At 68.9% G+C, this 17907-nt stretch carries 16 protein-coding genes; 6 read left to right on the forward strand and 10 right to left on the reverse strand.

The features are described 5' to 3' along the window. The first annotated feature begins 28 nt into the window (after positions 1–28). Both AC07DI_RS01555 and AC07DI_RS01560 read left to right on the forward strand, forming a co-directional pair. Positions 29–1063, forward strand: coding sequence for an ABC transporter ATP-binding protein (locus AC07DI_RS01555; RefSeq protein WP_478901451.1), 1035 nt, complete (start codon positions 29–31; stop codon positions 1061–1063). A 163-nt stretch (positions 1064–1226) separates the two neighbouring features. Beyond that, complete coding sequence (locus AC07DI_RS01560; RefSeq protein WP_478901453.1) at positions 1227–1790, forward strand: GNAT family N-acetyltransferase; 564 nt, start codon at positions 1227–1229, stop codon at positions 1788–1790. A 1314-nt stretch (positions 1791–3104) separates the two neighbouring features. On the opposite strand, the gene AC07DI_RS01565 is transcribed toward AC07DI_RS01560, so the two are convergent. The 3 genes from AC07DI_RS01565 to AC07DI_RS01575 are packed head-to-tail and all read right to left on the reverse strand — an operon-like array spanning position 3105 to position 4704. Continuing rightward, complete coding sequence (locus AC07DI_RS01565; protein ID WP_478901455.1) at positions 3105–3617, reverse strand: GNAT family N-acetyltransferase; 513 nt, start codon at positions 3615–3617, stop codon at positions 3105–3107. Next, a complete protein-coding gene (locus AC07DI_RS01570) occupies positions 3610–3810 on the reverse strand; it encodes a DUF397 domain-containing protein (protein WP_478901456.1) in 201 nt (66 codons plus the stop codon). Before AC07DI_RS01570 ends, AC07DI_RS01565 begins: the two co-directional genes overlap by 8 nt. A gap of 12 nt (positions 3811–3822) precedes the next feature. After that, positions 3823–4704: a helix-turn-helix domain-containing protein gene (locus tag AC07DI_RS01575; RefSeq protein WP_384249510.1), complete on the reverse strand. Its 882-nt coding sequence runs from the start codon at positions 4702–4704 to the stop codon at positions 3823–3825. A 221-nt stretch (positions 4705–4925) separates the two neighbouring features. Between AC07DI_RS01575 and AC07DI_RS01580 the strand changes: the two genes are divergently transcribed. From AC07DI_RS01580 to AC07DI_RS01590, 3 genes are read left to right on the forward strand one after another with little or no spacing between them, the layout of a single operon-like run. Beyond that, positions 4926–5411, forward strand: a complete 486-nt coding sequence (locus tag AC07DI_RS01580) for an ATP-binding protein (protein WP_478901458.1) — start codon at positions 4926–4928, stop codon at positions 5409–5411. Positions 5412–5434: 23 nt separating this feature from the next. Next, positions 5435–5728 (forward strand): hypothetical protein, encoded by a 294-nt coding sequence (locus AC07DI_RS01585; protein WP_384249515.1) that lies wholly within the window; start codon positions 5435–5437, stop codon positions 5726–5728. Continuing rightward, positions 5725–6117 (forward strand): PIN domain-containing protein, encoded by a 393-nt coding sequence (locus tag AC07DI_RS01590; protein WP_478901460.1) that lies wholly within the window; start codon positions 5725–5727, stop codon positions 6115–6117. The genes AC07DI_RS01585 and AC07DI_RS01590 overlap by 4 nt, the downstream gene beginning before the upstream one ends. An 87-nt stretch (positions 6118–6204) precedes the next feature. Here the strand turns inward: AC07DI_RS01590 and AC07DI_RS01595 are convergent, their stop codons facing one another. From AC07DI_RS01595 to AC07DI_RS01625, 7 genes are all read right to left on the reverse strand, one after another. Further along, positions 6205–7374: an ABC transporter ATP-binding protein gene (locus AC07DI_RS01595; protein WP_478901461.1), complete on the reverse strand. Its 1170-nt coding sequence runs from the start codon at positions 7372–7374 to the stop codon at positions 6205–6207. After that, complete coding sequence (locus tag AC07DI_RS01600; RefSeq protein ID WP_384249519.1) at positions 7367–8428, reverse strand: ABC transporter ATP-binding protein; 1062 nt, start codon at positions 8426–8428, stop codon at positions 7367–7369. The genes AC07DI_RS01595 and AC07DI_RS01600 overlap by 8 nt, the downstream gene beginning before the upstream one ends. Before the next feature lie 11 nt (positions 8429–8439). Further along, positions 8440–9432 carry an ABC transporter permease gene (locus tag AC07DI_RS01605; RefSeq protein WP_384249522.1) on the reverse strand — a complete coding sequence of 331 codons (993 nt, stop codon included), beginning with the start codon at positions 9430–9432 and terminating at the stop codon, positions 8440–8442. After that, entirely contained in the window at positions 9425–10351 is a 927-nt protein-coding gene (locus tag AC07DI_RS01610) for an ABC transporter permease (protein WP_384249525.1), read from the reverse strand. The genes AC07DI_RS01605 and AC07DI_RS01610 overlap by 8 nt, the downstream gene beginning before the upstream one ends. A gap of 145 nt (positions 10352–10496) precedes the next feature. Then, positions 10497–12137: a peptide ABC transporter substrate-binding protein gene (locus tag AC07DI_RS01615; protein ID WP_384262281.1), complete on the reverse strand. Its 1641-nt coding sequence runs from the start codon at positions 12135–12137 to the stop codon at positions 10497–10499. A gap of 510 nt (positions 12138–12647) precedes the next feature. Next, positions 12648–14555, reverse strand: a complete 1908-nt coding sequence (typA, locus tag AC07DI_RS01620) for a translational GTPase TypA (RefSeq protein WP_384262279.1) — start codon at positions 14553–14555, stop codon at positions 12648–12650. Between the two features lie 312 nt (positions 14556–14867). Further along, the gene (locus AC07DI_RS01625) at positions 14868–17183 is read right to left on the reverse strand and encodes an ABC transporter family substrate-binding protein (RefSeq protein ID WP_478901463.1); all 2316 of its coding nucleotides are present in this window, start codon (positions 17181–17183) and stop codon (positions 14868–14870) included. A 352-nt stretch (positions 17184–17535) separates the two neighbouring features. On the opposite strand from AC07DI_RS01625, the gene AC07DI_RS01630 reads away from it, so the two are divergent. Beyond that, positions 17536–17850 carry a hypothetical protein gene (locus AC07DI_RS01630; RefSeq protein ID WP_384262274.1) on the forward strand — a complete coding sequence of 105 codons (315 nt, stop codon included), beginning with the start codon at positions 17536–17538 and terminating at the stop codon, positions 17848–17850. Positions 17851–17907: the final 57 nt, after the last annotated feature.

Below are 17907 nucleotides of genomic sequence, written 5' to 3' on the forward strand. Positions count from 1 at the left end.
GACGTACACGAGACGGGATTTGACCACGATGAGCGACAGCACTCCCCTCCTGGACGTCAGCGGGCTGACCAAGCACTTCCCGGTCATGGGCGGCTTCCCGTTCCGGCGCAGGATCGGCGCCGTGCAGGCGGTCGACGGCCTGGACTTCACCGTCGCCCAGGGCGAGAGCGTGGGCCTGGTCGGCGAGTCCGGCTGCGGCAAGTCGACGACGGGCCGCCTGATCACGCGCCTCCTGGAGCCCACCGGCGGCAAAATCTCCTACCGGGGCCAGGACATCACGCACGCCTCGCGCAAGCAGCTGGCGCCGGTCCGCTCCGAGATCCAGATGATCTTCCAGGACCCGTACGCGTCGCTGAACCCGCGCCAGACCGTCGGCAAGATCATCTCGGGTCCGATGGAGGTCAACGGCATCGAGCCGCCGAACGGCAGGGAGGCCCGCGTCCGCGAACTCCTGGAGACCGTCGGCCTCAACCCCGAGCACTACAACCGCTTCCCGCACGAGTTCTCGGGCGGCCAGCGCCAGCGCATCGGCGTGGCCCGCGCGCTCGCCCTCGAACCCAAGCTGATCGTGGCCGACGAACCGGTCTCGGCCCTCGACGTCTCCATCCAGGCGCAGGTGGTGAACCTGCTCCAGCAACTGCAGAGAGACCTGGGGATCGCGTTCCTCTTCATCGCCCACGACCTCGCGGTGGTACGCCACTTCTCGCAGCGGGTCGCCGTGATGTACCTCGGCCGGATCGTGGAGATCGCCGACCGCGAGAGCCTGTACGGGAACCCGCGCCACCCCTACACCCGCGCGCTCCTGTCGGCGGTCCCCGAGGCCACCCCGGACGACGTCCCGCGCCGCGAACGCATCCTCCTCACCGGCGACGTCCCCTCCCCCGTCAACCCGCCCTCCGGCTGCCGCTTCCGCACCCGCTGCTGGAAGGCGACGGACAAGTGCGCGACGGAAACACCCCCGCTGGTCCGCATCGACGGCAACCGCGAGGGCCACCTGACGGCGTGCCACCACCCGGAGGCACCGGCTGAATTGGTGGTCCCGTCGGCGCGCAAGTCGCTCTGACCAAGGACCCACTCCTCCGATCTCCGACCGGAGCCCCGCCCACCCCTCCGGGCAGAGCCCCCGCTCACCGGAACCGGCCCGCCCTCCCCCTTGACCCGAGCGGGGCGCGGCCGGTTCCGGGGCTGCCGTACGGTGCGGGACTCCCCTGGGCCACCATGCGGAGATGAGCACACACCACAGCACACACCGCAGCGCACGCCACACATCCGACCGGCCGAGCGCGGTCCGGCTCACCCGGTACACGAAGACCGAGCAGGACGAGATCCTGGGTGCCGGCGACGACCCCTTCGGTGTCGCGGAGACCGGTCTGGCCTGGCTGCCGAAGGAGGAACACTTCGGCATACGTCACGAGGGCCGACTCGTGGCCCACGCAGGCCTGCGACGCCTGCCCCTGTCGGTCGACGGGACCGACCTGGAGGTCATCGGGGTCGGCGGTGTGGCGGTCGCCCCCGACGTACGCGGCCGGGGCCTGGCCCGCGAGGTCCTCACCACGGCCCTCTCCCACGCCCGCACCCTGGGCCCACCCCACGCCCTGCTCTTCTGCCGCCCCCCCCCGCTCGTCACGCTGTACGAGAGGCTGGGCTGGCACGCGCTCGACGAGGACGTACAGGTCGAACAGCCCGGGGGCCGCGTGGTGACCATGCCCCTGCGGACGATGGTGACACCGCTGCGGGAGGACGCGCGGTGGCCCGGGGGGCCGGTGCGGCTGCGGTCACTTCCCATGTGACCGCCCCGTTCCGCCTTGACGGAGCGGCGGGAACTTCGGTGGGGCTGCATCTTTGACGGTGGGCGGGGCCGCCCGGTTTTTTGCGGAGTGTGGCGGCTCCGGGCCGGCAGTAAAGGGCGCTCCTGCGTCGCGTCGGCTCCGCCGATTCCGCTCCGCTCCACCCTTGACTCCCGCCCCTCCACCGCAAGTCTTCCTTGAGCCGGACGGCCAGGGGTGGGGGCTGCGGGATTCCCTGGATGGGTCATCCCCTTTCACTGCCGAGTGCGGACCGGCCCATCGTGGGCGCGGGGCAGGGTTCCGGCTCGGCCGTCCGTTTCCGGCTTCGCCGCCCGGGTCATCGGCTCTCGCGGCCGGGTGCCGACCGGCCCATCGTGGGCGCGGGTGAGGGTCCCGGCTCGGTAGGGGCCCGGCTTCGCTGCTCGGGTCATCGGCTTGCGCTGCCGGGTGCGGACCGGCTCAATGTGGCGTGCCCGGGGTGGTGGGAGCGTGGCAGGACACCGGACCCGCCGCCCCCGGGCACCTACTTTGGGAAAGTTGCGAATGGAAGGGCCGCGCGCCCCTCTGCCACACCCCGCGCGCCCTCCGGCATGGCCATCTATGGCGGGATTTTGCCGCAGGAGTTCCGGTTCCCGGGGGCGTGTTGAGCGTGCGCGGGGGGCGTGCGGCGAACGTATTCGCAACTTTCCCAAAGTAGGTGCCCGAGCGACGGCCTCTCACCGTCTGGTCTCTCCCGCCGGGCGGCGCATTGGTTGTGAAAGGGGGGCGCGCGGTCTCCTCCTTCGCAACTTGGCGAAAGTAGGTGCCCGGGGGGCGGTCTCTCCCTTTCGGTCTCTCCTGGCCGGGCGGCGCATTGGTTGCGAAGGGGGGCGCGCGGTCTGCCCGTTCGCAACTTTCCCAAAGTAGGTGCCCGGGGGAGACGGGCTTGGGCGGGCTTGCCCAGCACATTGACCGTGACGGCCGCCCGCGATGGACCGGTCCGCACCCGGCACCGAGAGCCGATGACCCGAGCGGCGGGGCCGCGCGGGCGGCCGAGCCGGGACCCTGGCCCGCGCCCACGATGGACCGGTCCGCACCCGGCGATGAAAGGGAATGACCCAGTGGGCCCCTCCGTCGGCCCCACCCCTGGCCGTCCGGGTCGAAGTCTGCGTGCGGTGCAGGGGCGGGAGTCAAGGGTGGAGCGGAGCGGAATCGGCGGAGCCGACGCGACGCAGGAGCGCCCTTTACTGCCGGCCCGGAGCCGCCACACTCCGCAAAAACCGGGCGGCCCCGGTAACCACTCGGTGCGGGCAAGCCGAAGCCTCCCCCGCCAGGCACTCAGCAGGGGCCCGTCGCCAGGCGTGCGTGCAGCTCCACGTCGTATCGGATGCCGTCGTACATCAGCTTCTGGCGCTGCAGCCCCTCCACCGCGAAGCCGGCCGCGCGGGCCACGCGGCACGATGCGGGGTTGTTCGTGCGGTGGCCCAGCTCAAGGCGGAACAAGCCGAGTTCGACAAAGGCCCAGTCCGCCAACGCCCCGCACCCGTAGGCCGCCACTCCCCTGCCCCGCGCCTCCGGAGTCGTCCAGTACGACACCCAGCCGGTGCCGTGGACGTGGTTCACCGCGCCCACCGAGGCGTTGCCCAGCGCCGTGCCGTTCTCGTCCTCCACGGCGAAGGCGTACGCCGATCCGGCGTCGCGCTCGGCCGTGCGGCGCGCGAGCCAACGGGCGGCGGCGCCGACGGAGTCGACGGGTTCGTCCGCCTGCCACGCCATCTCCGGTTCGGAGAAGGCGGCCAGGACGGTGGCGGCGTCCTCTTCCCGCCAGGGGCGTAGGCCCAGGTCACCCACGGAGGGTGGGGGCGCCGTCCGCCTTGAGGGCACGGAGGAGCCCGTACAAGGCACCAGGAGCCACCGTGGTGATCTCCGCGGGCCGGTCACTCTCCCGAAGGTGCACGTGTCCGCCGGGGCCGTTCGCCAACTCGACGCATTCGCCCTCGCCGCCCGTACTGAAAGAGGACTTCTGCCAAGTGAGCTGGTACATCTGACTCCCTGCCTACAGTTCGTACATGATGTGCTGGATCAGGCTCAGCGAGTCCCGTCCGTCATGGGACTCGGGCGCAGACTCCGGATCGACCGGTGCGAGCGCCAGTTCGGAGAGCCGCTCAAACATCTTGCCGTACTCGTCGATGGCCTCTCCATCCCCCAGGAAGACCGACCTCAGTGGATGTTCAAGGTAGACGGTGTCCAACTCTCGGCTGCCACCGCCGAAGAGGACGAACGGGCGACTGAACGCCGCATAGGCTCCGCGCTCGAACGGGAAGACCTGCAGCGTGACGTTGGGCAGCCGAGCAATCTCGATCAGACGCAGCAACTGCTTGCGCATGGTCCTGGTACCGCCCGTGTGCACGCGCAGCGCCGCCTCGTGAACGATTGCGTGGTACGGGACCGACCTGGGCTCCACCAGGATCCGCTGCCTGGCCCGGCGGAACTCGACGTATCGACCTACGCGCGCCTGGTCCTGCTCCACCACCGTGACCACGGCGTGTGCGTAGTCCTCGGTCTGGAACATTCCCGGGATGAAGAGCGGCTCGTGGATACGGATGCCGGAGCAGCGTGACTCAAGTTCCGCCAGGTCACGCGCTCTTGGGCCGATGGAGCCGCGGAACTCGTCCCACCACCCCGTTCCTCTCTCCTGCGCCATCGCCATGAGGCCGTCGAAGTACGGGCCGTCCGGACACCCGTACTCCCGGAGCAGCTTGTACAACCGGTTACGGGAGACGTCGATGCGCCCTGCCTCGATGTTGCTGATCCGAGTCCGATCCGCGTCGAGCAGCGCTCCAGCCTGGTCACCGGACAGCCCCGCGGCGTTTCTCAGCTTGCGCAGTTCGAGTCCGAGTCGGCGTTGCCGCTCACTGGGATTGCTTCTGGGTGGCATGCCTGACCTCCTCCGCAATGGAGTCTTCCGGCTCGAACTCGCATGGTCCACAAGGTAGTTCGCATGTCACCCACACCAGTGACAGGCAGTGGAAACGGTTGCAACTAACTGAACGTGTTCCCTACCTTCAGAAAGCACCCGCACCCCCCGCGCAGCAATCGGAAGTACCCCCGCCCACGCGGGCCTCGTCACCGACCGGCGCACCCCAAGGAGCAGCCCCCATGAACGACCCGCCCCCCACCACCACCGGCGTCACCCTCACCTTCCCGCCCGACCCCGTCTGGGTCCGCACCGCGAGGGAAACCGTGCGGACGCTCCTCGCCTCGGCGGGGCGTACGGAACTGGCCGACACCGCCGCCCTGCTGACCTCCGAAGCCGTCACGAACGCCATCAACGCCTGCGCCAGCAAAGCCTGCACCGCTCCGGTGACCCTCTTCGCCGACTGGGCCGGTCAGGACCTCGGCGGCCGGCTCCGGGTTCTCATCCACGACGAAGCCCCCGGCCTGCCCGTCTGCCGGACCCCCGCCGAGGGCGACGAAACCGGCCGCGGCATACAGCTCATCTCGTACGGCGCCCGCGCCTGGGGCATCTGCACACACGGGCCGGGGCCGGGCAAGGCCACCTGGTTCGAGCTCGACGGTGGCATCGGCGGCATAGGGCATACCTGCGGCGAGGTCGTCCCACGAGTCGCGGTGTACCGGAAGTAGAGAGCCGGTGTGCCGTGACAGGTATGGCTGACTCGACCATCAAGGTCCCCGAAGCGACCCGCGATCACCTCGCCATGCTGGCGAAAGAGCGGGGAACGACGATAGGCGCGCTCGTCGCGGAGCTGGCAGCGGAGCGGCTCACCGCGGAGCAGACGCGCGCCCGTATCGAGGAGAGCCGCCGTCTCATGCGCGAGCGGATGCACTCCACGCTCACGGACGAGGAGTTCGACGCGACGCCCCACGCGCTGGAGCGTGTCTATGAGGTCGCGGCGGAGAAGACCCGGAGCGCCCTGCGGGACAGGGACCACGCCGCGTGATCATCCTGGACACGAGCGCCGTCCTGGCCCTTGCCCGCGGGCACCGCAAACTCGCCCGTATCGCGGACAACGCCGCGGCGTCCCCCTTCCGGCACCTCCTCGTGCCCGCTCTCTGCCTGATGCAGGCGGAGAGCGACGACGCCGAAGCGGGCACGAACGCGCTCGCACTGCCCGGCATCGACATCGAACCGCTGGACAGGGTCGCGTCCGTCTCCGTCGCCACGATGGTCCGCGACGGGCTCGGCGGGCCCGACGTCTGCCACGCGCTGTACGCCTCCTTGCCGAGCCCGGCCCGCCCTCAGCAGGACATCATCCTCACGGACCAGGAAGACAGATATCCGCCGGGCACCGTCACCGTCGACATCGACGACAAGCGTCTCGACGACTGAGGTCGACGAGGGGGCCCACCCGCGAACGCGAGGGCGCCCGGGACTCGTCGGTCCCGGGCGCCCCTCAGAGACGGTCACACGCCGGCGTCAGCCGACCAGTACCGCCTTCTCCTCCGCGAAGTGGCACGCCGACTCGTGGGCCGCCGGAGTGTCCTGGTCCTTGAAGCGCTCCGGGATCGCGAGCAGCGGGATCTCCTTGGCGCACTTGTCCTCCGCCTTCCAGCAGCGGGTGCGGAAGCGGCAGCCCGAGGGCGGATTCGCGGGGGACGGCACGTCACCGGTGAGGATGATGCGCTCGCGGCCCTCGCGGGCCTGCGGGTCCGGCACCGGCACCGCGGAGAGCAGGGCCTGGGTGTAGGGGTGTGTGGGGTGTTCGTAGATCTGCTCGTCGGAGCCGATCTCGGCCATCTTGCCGAGGTACATGACGCCGACGCGGTCGGAGATGTGCCGGACGATGGACAGGTCGTGGGCGATGAAGAGGTAGGAGAGGTTGAACTCGTCCTGGAGCTGCTCCATCAGGTTGATGACCTGGGCCTGGACGGAGACGTCCAGGGCCGAGACCGGCTCGTCGCAGATGATGATCTCGGGGTTGAGGGCCAGGCCGCGGGCGATGCCGATGCGCTGGCGCTGGCCGCCGGAGAACTGGTGCGGATAGCGGTTGATGTACTCGGGGTTCAGGCCGACCACGTCCAGGAGGTCCTGGACCTTCTGACGGCGCGAGCCCTTCGGAGCCACCTCGGGGTGGATCTCGTACGGCTCACCGATGATGTCACCCACCGTCATACGGGGGTTCAGCGAGGTGTACGGGTCCTGGAACACCATCTGGATGTTGCGGCGCACCGCCTTCAGCGCGCGCCCCGACAGCTTGGTGATGTCCTGGCCCTTGTAGAAGACCTCACCGGCGGTGGCCTGCTCCAGGGTCATCAGGAGCTTGGCGACCGTGGACTTGCCACAGCCGGACTCCCCCACGATGCCCAGCGTCTCGCCCTGGTAGAGGTCAAAGGAGATTCCGTCGACCGCCTTGACCGCACCGACCTGCTTCTTGAACAGGATGCCCTGGGTCAGCGGGAAGTGCTTGACCAGGTTGCGGACCTGCAGGATCGGCTCACCGCGCTCGACAGGCGCCTCGATCGCGGCGACCGCCTCGGTCTCGCTCGCGGCGTCCACCGGCTCGACGTCGGAGACGTTCGGGGTGGCGTCGACCGGCTCGCTCTTCGCGGCCTTCGAGAGCTTCGAAGCCTTCGTCGGCTCAGCCATGGATCGTCTCCTTCCAGAAGTGGCACGCGCTGCCGCGGCCCGCCAGCGGTGCGCCGTCCTGCTCGGTGACCGGCACCAGCGCCGGGACCTCCGTGCGGCAGACGTCCTGCGCCTTGGGACAGCGCGGGTTGAACGCACAACCGCCGGGCACCTTCAGCAGGTTGGGCGGCAGCCCCTTGATCGCGTAGAGCTCGTGGCCCTTCTGGTCAAGGCGCGGGATCGAGTCGAGCAGACCGCGGGTGTAGGGGTGCGCCGGGCGCTTGTAGAGCTCGTGCACCGGCGCGGTCTCCACGATCCGGCCCGCGTACATGACCGCGATCTTGTCCGCCACATCGGCGACGACACCCAGGTCATGGGTGATCAGGATCAGGCCCATGTTGTACTCGCGCTGCAACTCCGCGAGCAGGTCCATCACCTGCGCCTGCACCGTCACGTCCAGCGCCGTCGTCGGCTCGTCCGCGATGATCAGGTCAGGCTCCAGGGCCAGCGCCATCGCGATCATGATGCGCTGGCGCATACCGCCGGAGAACTGGTGCGGGTAGTCGTTCACCCGCTCCTTGGCCGCCGGGATCTTGACCCGCTCCATCAGCTCGATGGACTTGGCCTTGGCCGCCTTGCGGCTGAGCCCCTCGTGGACCCGGAACATTTCGCCGAGCTGATAGCCCACCGAGAGCACGGGGTTCAGCGAGGACAGCGCGTCCTGGAAGATCATCGCGATCTTCCGGCCGCGGATCTTCCTGCGCTCCTCGCCGGACATCTTCAGCATGTCCTGACCGCGGAAGAGGATCTCGCCCTGCGGGATCCTCCCCGGCGGCATGTCGAGGATGCCCATGATGGCCTGCGCCGTCACGGACTTGCCCGAACCGGACTCACCGAGCACGGCGAGCGTCTCGCCCGCGTCCACGCTGTAGTTGACGCCGTTGACGGCCTTGACCACGCCGTCACGGGTGTCGAACTCGACGTGCAGGTCCTTGACGTCCAGGAGCCTGCCGCTCTTCTCCTCACCTGAACGCGGTGCGGGAAAGGCGTCTTCTTTGATGTCGATGCTGGTCACGTACGCCTCCCTCAGCGCAGCTTGGGATCGAGGGCGTCGCGGACCGCGTCGCCGAGCATGATGAACGCGAAGACCGTGATGCTCAGCATTCCCGCGGGGAAGAACAGGGCGTGCGGGTTGTCCCGGATCGCCTTGCTCCCCTCGGAGATGTCGATGCCCCAGGAAATCGTCGGGTCGGCGAGACCGAGTCCGAGGAAGGAGAGGGTCGCCTCCGCCGAGATGTAGCCGCCCAGCGCGATCGTCGCCACCACGATGGTGGGCGCGATGGCGTTCGGCATCACGTGGCGGAACAGCATCCGGGTGGTCCCGGCGCCGAGCGCCCGCGCCGCCGTCACGTAGTCGGCCTGCTTGGCGCTGATCACGGAGCTGCGCGTCACGCGGGCGATCGACGTCCAGCCGAGGAACGCGAGGGACGCGATGACGACGTAGACCTTGCGCTCGGTGAAGGCGTTCAGGATGACCATCGTGCCGAGCAGGAAGGGCAGGCCGAAGAAGATGTCCGTGACCCGGGAGATGACCGAGTCGATCCAGCCTCCGAAGTAGCCGGCCAGCATGCCGAGCAGACCGCCGAGCAGGGTCACGAGGACGGTCACGCCCACACCGACCATGATCGAGGCGCGCGTTCCGTAGATGACCCGGGCGTAGATGGAGCGGCCCTGGCCGTCGTAGCCGAACCAGTCGGCCTGGAAGAAGTGGCCCAGTTCCGGCTTGCTCAGGAAGTGGTTGGTCAGGTCTCCGTCGCGCGGGTCGGCTCCGGTGAACATCCCCGGGAAGGCGGCGATGACGAGGAGCAGGACCAGCAGGATCCCCGCGATCCAGAACATCGGGCGGTGGCGCAGTTCGAACCACGCGTCGCCCCAGAGCGAACGGGGCTTCTCGCGCTCACCGGCGCCCTTGACCTTGGTGGCGGCGACGCCCGCGGCCGCGGCGTCCGCGCCGTCCTCCGTGCGTGCCGTCCCCGGCGGAACGTCGAGGGCCGTCTTGCTCACAGGTGCGTCAGGCATACCGGATCCTCGGGTCCAGGACCGCGTACAGCAGGTCGATGATCAGGTTGAGCAGCAGGATGACGAGGACGATGACCGTCACCACGCCGACGATCGTGGAGCCCTCGCTCGTCTGGATCGCCCTGTAGAGGAGGTTGCCCACGCCCTGCACGTTGAAGATGCCCTCGGTGATGACGGCACCGCCGATGAAGCCGCCGATGTCCGTGCCGATGAACGTGATCACGGGAATCAGCGAGTTGCGCAGCAGGTGGACACCGACGACGCGGCGGCGCGGCAGGCCCTTGGCCGTCGCGGTGCGCATGTAGTCGGCCCGCAGGTTCTCGGCGAAGGTGGTGCGGGTCAGCCGCGCCACGTACGCCATGGAGAGCATCGCGAGGACGAACGCCGGCAGGAAGAGCTGGGAGAGGTTCGCGGAGTCCTGCACGTTCGGCGGGAGCCAGCCGAGTTCGTCCGCGAAGATGAACCGGGCGAGGTAGCCGAGCACGAACACCGGGATGGAGATCACGAACAGGGTGAAGACGAGGACACCTGTGTCCGCCGCCTTGCCCGCGCGCAGGCCCGCCCAGGCACCGAGACCGATGCCGACGATGACCTCGATGATGATGGCAAGCGCGGTGAGTCTGAGCGTCACCGGGAATGCCTCCGACATGACGTCGACGACCTCGCGGCCGCCGAACGTCCGGCCGAAGTCCCCTTGGAAGAGGTTGGCCATGTAGTCGGTGTATTGCTTCCACACGGGCTGGTCGAGCCCGAACTCATGGCGCAGTGCCGCGACCTGTGCGGGGTCGGCGGCCTTGTCGCCCCACATCGCCCGGATGGGGTCTCCGGGAAGGATGTGGACCATGAGGAAAATCAACAGAGTGGTCCCGATGAAGATCGGGATCATCTGGAGCAGTCGCCTGGCGGCGTAGCGCCCCATCATGCCTCCATGCCGTGAGGGGTCGGCGACGGCCTACGCGATCTTCTCAACCGCAGGGTGGGGGTGGAGAGTCACGGGCCTGCGCGCCTGGGTCGGGTGCCGCCGCCCACTGCTGGGCGGCGGCACCCGACGACGGTCCCGATGCTTACTTCTGCTTCACCTGAACGTCGGTGAAGATGGGGTCGCCGTCCTGGCCGTAGGGGATCTTGCCGAGGATGTTGGTCGACTGACCGCTGTTGACCTTGTAGAACCACAGCGGGATGGCCGGCATCTCCTTGACGAGAGTCTGCTCCGCCTGCTGGTACAGCTTCACGGTCTCGTCGAGCGTGGCGGCCTTGTCGGCCTTGGAGCTCAGCTCGTCGAACTTCTTGCTGGAGAAGCCGCTGGTGTTACCGGCGGCCTTCGAGCCGTACAGGTCGCGCATGAAGTTCGAGTTGACGGGGTAGTCGAGCACCCAGCCACCGCGGTACATGGACTTGACCTGCTTGTTGTCACGCGCGTTCAGGTCCGACTGGAAGGTCGGCTTGGACGCGCCGACACACTCGACACCGACGGCCTTGCGGATGCTGTTGCACACCGCGTCGACCCACGGCTTGTGGTCCTGGTCCGCGTTGAACTGGATCGAGATCTTGTTGCCCGGGACGCCGCCACCCTCCTTGATGAGGGCCTTGGCCTTGGCCGGGTCGAACTTGGCGACGTCACCGAGGGCGCCGTCCTTGTGGCCGAGCACACCGCGCGCGACGAAGGAGTCGGCCGGGGTACGCGTGCCGTGCAGCACCTTCTTGGTGATGGTGTCGCGGTCGATCGCCATGGACAGACCCTGGATGACCTTGGGGTCGATGTCCTTGAACTGCTTGGAGTAGAACGCCGGGACGATCGACTGGACCGCGGAGTACTCCTGGTCGATCGCGCGGTCGCCGAGGTCCTGCTTGTAGTTCGTCAGCGCGGTGGTCGGAACCTGCTCGATCCAGTCGAGGTTGTTCGAGCGCAGGTCCGAGTAGGCGGCGTCGGCGGTCGTGTAGTTCTTGAAATCGATGCCGCCGTTCTTCGCCGCGTTCGGGCCCTTGTAGCCGTCGAACTTACGGACCTTGATCAGCTTGTTGTGGTCCCACGAGACGAACTTGTAGGGGCCGTTGCCGACGGGCTTCTGGCCGAACGCCTTCGGGTCCTTGAAGAAGGCCTCGGGAAGCGGCGCCCACACGTCGTAGCCGAGCTTGTACGCGAAGTACGAGACGGGGCTGTTGAGCGAGATGGTGAAGGTGTTGTCGTCGACGACCTTCAGGCCCGACATCTTGTCGGACTTGGGCTTGCCCTTCTCGGGGTGGACGTCCTCGTAGCCCTTGATGTCGGCGAACCAGCTGGAGTTGGTCTGGTTGTTCGACACGTTGGCCGACCAGTTCCAGGAGTCCACGTAGGACTTGGAGGTCACCGGGGTGCCATCGTGGAACTTCCAGCCCGGCTTGAGCTTGACGGTCCAGACGGAGGAGTCCTTGTTCGGCTTCACCGACTCGGCGTTGATGTTGACCAGTTCGCCGGAACCGGGCTTGTAGTCGACCAGGCCCGCGAAGACCGCGCGCAGCACGCGGCTGCCCTGGCTCTCCTTGGCGTTGGCCGGCTGCAGCGGGTTCTGCGGTTCGCTGAGCTGCGCGGTGACGATGCCCTTCGGGTCAGGCTTGCCCTTGTTCATGTCGTCACTGCTGTCGCTGCCGCCACCGCCGCAGGCGGTCGCCGCCAGAGTGACGGTTATCGCGCACGCGACCCACTTGGCGCTCTTGGCACCACGCATGGGTTCCTCCTCATGAGTCCACTTGTTCACTGCAAGAGGGGGTACGTGCAACCACGCCGACACCCCTGACGGCGAAGATCGAGTACCCCAGTGTGCTCGTGAGTCGGCGCTCCCCACAGCGCGTGACCCATTGACCCGAGCTATACGCGGTCAACTATTAGCCATGCGGTACCGGTCGACCACACCCTTTTGGTCTCGGTTCAATCACACCTGACGCGTACAACTTCCAAAATCCGGACAAACCGATCCGAGATAGATGGTTGCGAAACGGACGTGTTACACATCTAACGGTCAGTGACGTCCGGATAGCGGACGTTCTCCAGCCAAAAACCGGTTGCCGGGAACCTCTTGACGGGCCGTGGCCACACCGTACCGTCAGCGAAAACGCCGGAGGCCGACCTCCGCCCCTGCTCCCTCGGGAGCGGCGGAAATCGGCCTCGTGAGCGGCGAACTGCCCCTGACTGCTTACCTCAGCGGGTCAGTTGTGCTTGGTGTCGGTTGTCCTCGGTGTCAGTTGTGCTTGGCGCGGGACGCGGAGCGGCCGCGCTCCTTCTGGTCCAGGACGACCTTGCGGATGCGCACGGCCTCCGGGGTCACCTCGACGCACTCGTCGTCGCGGCAGAACTCCAGGGACTGCTCCAGGGACAGCTTGCGCGGCGGCACGATCGCCTCGAAGGAGTCGGCGGCGGCCGAGCGCATGTTGGTGAGCTTCTTCTCCTTGGTGATGTTCACGTCCATGTCGTCGGCGCGCGAGTTCTCACCGACGATCATGCCCTCGTACACCTCGGTGCCGGGCTCGGTGAAGAGCACACCGCGCTCCTGGAGGTTGGTCATCGCGAAGGCGGTGACCGTGCCCGCGCGGTCGGCGACCAGCGAGCCGTTGTTACGGGTCTTCAGCTCGCCGAACCACGGCTCGTGGCCCTCGTGGATGGAGTGGGCGATGCCGGTGCCGCGGGTGCTCGTGAGGAACTCCGTACGGAAACCGATCAGACCGCGGGACGGCACGACGAACTCCAGGCGGACCCAGCCGGAGCCGTGGTTCGACATGTTGTCCATGCGGCCCTTGCGGACGCCCATGAGCTGCGTGACCGCGCCCATGTGCTCCTCGGGCACGTCGATGGTCATGCGCTCGACCGGCTCGTGCGTCTTGCCGTCGATCTGCTGGGTGACGACCTGCGGCTTGCCGATGGTCATCTCGAAGCCCTCGCGGCGCATCTGCTCGACGAGGATGGCGAGCGCCAGCTCACCGCGGCCCTGCACCTCCCAGGCGTCGGGGCGCTCGGTGTCCAGGACGCGCAGCGAGACGTTACCGATCAGCTCGCGGTCCAGGCGGTCCTTCACCTGGCGGGCGGTGACCTTGCGGTCCTTGACCGCGGACTTGGCGTCCGCGCCCTTGCCGGTGCCGCCACGGCCGACCAGCGGCGAGGTGTTCGTACCGATGGTCATGGAGATCGCCGGCTCGTCGACCGTGATGAGCGGCAGCGCGATCGGGTTCTCCGGGTCGGCCAGGGTCTCGCCGATCATGATGTCGGGGATACCGGCGACCGCGCAGATGTCGCCCGGGCCCGCCATCTCGGCCGGCTTGCGGGTGAGCGCCTCGGTCATCATCAGCTCGGTGATGCGGACGTTGGCGATGGTGCCGTCGCGCTTGATCCACGCGACCGTCTGGCCCTTGCGCAGCTCGCCCTGCTCGACGCGGAGCAGCGCGATGCGGCCGAGGAAGTTGTCGGCGTCGAGGTTGGTGACGTGCGCCTGCAGCGGCGCGGCCTCGTCGTACGTCGGGGCCGGGACGTGCTCCAGGATCGTGGAGAAGAACGGCTGCAGGTTGGTGGAGTCCGCCGGAACCGTGCCGTCCTCCGGCTTGGTCAGCGAGGCGACGCCGTCACGGCCGCACGCGTAGACGATCGGGAACTCGATCTGGTCCTCGTCCGCGTCGAGGTCGAGGAAGAGGTCGTACGTCTCGTTGACGACCTCGTCGATGCGCGAGTCGGGGCGGTCCGTCTTGTTGATGCACAGGATGACGGGCAGCCGCTGCTGGAGGGCCTTGCGGAGCACGAAGCGGGTCTGCGGCAGCGGGCCCTCGGAGGCGTCGACCAGCAGGACGACCGCGTCCACCATCGACAGACCGCGCTCGACCTCGCCACCGAAGTCGGCGTGGCCGGGGGTGTCGATGATGTTGATCGTGATCGGGTCCCCGCCGTCCTTGGGGTGATACTTCACCGCCGTGTTCTTGGCGAGGATCGTGATGCCCTTCTCACGCTCCAGGTCGTTCGAGTCCATCATGCGGTCGTCGAGGGACTCTGCGGCGTGCGCGGCGAAGGAACCGGCCTGCTTGAGCATGGCGTCGACGATGGTCGTCTTGCCGTGGTCGACGTGAGCGACGATGGCGACGTTACGGATGTCGTGGCGCGTGGCCATAGTGCGGCGTACTCCTGGAGTGAGTGGATGGTCGCACGCACCTCTGAAGTACGCGAACCCTGCCGGGCTGGACACGCCACGGCCTCACCCCAGTCTACGGGCCTTCCGCGGAGGCAGCCTCCGCGGGGGCGTCGCGGGGGCTGCCAAAGGTGGGGGAAGTTCAACGAAACAGCAGGTCAATGGGTGGATACGAGCTTGCCCGCCGGGGCGGTCGGCGGGCAAGAGAGTTGAGCGGAATCTGAGCAGACGCGCCCTCGGCGAGGGGTGTCCACGGGCGGCTTGTGCCGCTTGTGCCGGTTGGTGGCCCGCTCGCTACTCGGCGGCCGGCAGTCCCGGCGGCTTCGTGCCCGGCTTCAGGAAGCCGATGTCCTCGTACTGCGGGGACTGGAAGCCGAACGCTCCGGCGTTCGCCAGGTTCGGGCGGGCCGCCATCAGCTGGGGACGCTGGTAGAGCGGAATGGACCCGGCCTCGGCCCAGATCCGGGCGTCGGCCTTCTTGACCAGGGAGCGTGACGTTTCTTCATCGAGCTCGGAGACCGCCTGGTCGAAGAGCTGGTCGATGTGGTCGGTGCCGACGCGCGTGTAGTTCTGCTCGACGTTCAGCGAACCGTCCGCGGCCGGGACCGGCTTGGCGAAGATCGGCCGGGCGTCGGTGGCGGGGAAGGCCGAAGCGGGCCAGGAGTACAGGGCGAGGTCGTACTGGCCGGACGCGATGTGGTCCTTGAAGTAGCTGGCGTCGGAGACCTTCGAGGTCTCCGTGCGCACGCCGATCCTCTCCAGCATCCGCGAGATCCGGTCGGCCACCGCGCGCAGCGGCTCCGAGCCGTCCCCGGAGGGCAGCACGAAGCGCAGGGTGAGGGGCTTGCCGTCCTTGGTGAGCGGGCCCGCCGCGACACCGGTGGCTCCCTTGGGGGCCGCGGTGCCCTTGGGGGCGTACGCGCCCGGGGCACCGCCCTTGGCCTGGTCCCTGCCACCCGCCTTGGCCTTGGCCCGCTTGTCGCTGTGCTTGGGCTGGTCGCCCGGCTCCTTCTTCTTCTCCTTGTCCGTCTCGCCGGGCGCCGCGAGGACGTCGGCCTGCCGGTTCAGGGCGGCCCGCTGGTAGGCGGCCGCGGGCGCCGGGGCGAGCACCGTGGTGCCGGTGTCGACGGGCTTGCCGTCGTCCTCGCCGACGATGTACGTGCCGTCGTCCGACGAGTCCTTGCCCGAGTCCGCCTCCGACTTCTTCGCACCGGCCTCGCCGCCCGCCGTCTTCGGCCCCTTCTCCTTCTCCTTCTTCCCCTTCAGCAGCGCGCCCGGCGTCCAGCCCGCGTCCGCGAGCAGCGCCCGCGCCTCGGCGGTGTCCTGCTCGCCGAGCGCCCCGCTGTTGTCCGCGTACGCCTGCTGCCCGGCGAGGGCGAGATGGCTGCCGACCGGCACGGCGGGCAGGCCGAGCGGCTTGAGGACGGCCTTGGCGAGTTCCTCGCGGTCGAGGGCGCGGGCCACCGCGCGGCGCACGCGGTCGTCGGCGAGCGGGCCCTCGGAACCGTTGAGGGCCAGCTGGGTGTAGGCGGGCTCCAGGGACTTGCGGACCACGTAGCCCCGCAGCCCGTCCTGTTCGGCCACGTACTTCTTGACGGCCTTGCGGGTCTTGGCGCGGGCCGCTCTCTCCGCGCCGGCGGCCTCCGCGTCGGAGCCGTGGGCGACGGCCCAGGAGCGCAGCGCCTTGGCGGGGGTCAGCGCGGCGGCGGGGCCGTGCGCGGGCGGGCCCTGGGCGCCCTTGTCCCGGGCGGCCAGGGAGATACGTTCCGCCGCCGCCGGATCGACCGCGGCGAGGTCGACCTTGCCCTGGGCGAGCGCCCCGGCCCGCTCGGCGCGCTTCACCTCGCGCAGCACGATCCTGTCGAGCTTGGCCGGACGGCCCCACCAGCGCGGGTTGCGCGTCAGCGTCACATCACCGGCCTTGCGGTCGATGTCCGCGAGGGCGAAGGGACCGGCGGTCGCCTTCAGCTTGCGGCGCGCGCCGTCGTTGAAGGAGTCCGGGGTGCCCATGACCTGCTTCGGGTACAGCGGCGAGAAGAGGGAGCGCCAGTCCGCGTACGGCTTGGCGAAGGTGACCCGCACCTGCAGGTTGTTCGCGCCGCGCTCGATCTTCTGGATGCGGTCGTAACCGGCGTTCCGCGCCGTCCAGTACGCGGTGTCCTTGCCGGAGAGGGCCCGCCACTGCGCGGCGAAGTCGTCGGCGCCGATCTCGCGGCCGTCGCTCCAGACCGCCTGCTGGTTGAGCTTGTACAGGACGACCTGCTGCGGCTCGCGCTCGACGACCTCCGCGGACTCCAGGAAGTCGCCGTTGCGCTGCGCCCTGCCCTGCGCGTCGAGCCGGAACAGGGACGGCAGGACGGCGCCCGCCACCCGTGAGGTCGCCTCGTCGGCGTCGGACTGGAAGGAATTGAGCGTCTCGGGCAGCGCGTCGACCGCCCAGTTCACGGTTCCGCCGTCGGCGACCAGGCCCCGGGCGGCGGGAGCGACGTCCTGGCCCGCGGTCGGCCGGCCCGCCTCGTCGTTCGAGCTGCAGCCGGCGAGGGCGGGCAGAATCAGCACCCCCGTCGCGAGGAACACGACAGATGAGGCTCTGACGCGGTCGTGGGACATGGCTGGTACCTCCGGGGTCCGGGGCTCGCCCGGCCGCCCGCTACCGGGACCGCGCCGGGTTTGATCACGTTTGGCGGTATATGGTGCTGATCACATCTATCGCCCCACTGAAGGGGACGGGACCCGTACCGCGGGGGAGGCACGACGGGGGGCGCGCGTTTGCCACTCGTGCGGCCCAACGCGGCGACGGGGTACGCCGTCGGTCGCGGCCACCGGGACAGGCGCGTGATCCGGCGCGTTCACCGCTCCCGATCCGGTAATCGGTGCAGATCCCTTCACAAGCCGGGATGTGGCGCGCGACACTCGCAGGCGCATGAGCGTTGCCACCGCACCCCCGAAGTGAGGGCAAGTAATGGCTCTGCACGACGAATTGACGGCCGTACAACGATGTGTGGACGACCTGGTCCGCACGGTCGGCAGGCTGGAGCAGCAGGCCGACGGACAGCTGACGGGTGTCGACGTACGCCGGGTGCGTACGGACACCGACCACCTGCGCGAGAGCGTGGCCCTGCTGCGCGCCTCCGCCCTGCCACCGGCACCCCGCACCGAACCGCTTCCACGCGAATTCGTGACCATCCCCGACGCGCCGTACGACAGCTCCCTGTGGGCGGACTCCGGGGACCTCGACGACGAGGGCCTGGGCGGCTGCGACCGCCGCGCGCCCTGACTTCCGTTCCCGCCCGCCCCGCACCGCCTCCGCACGCCGCACGCACGCACGCACGCA

The organism is Streptomyces sp. NPDC044106, from assembly GCF_056433985.1.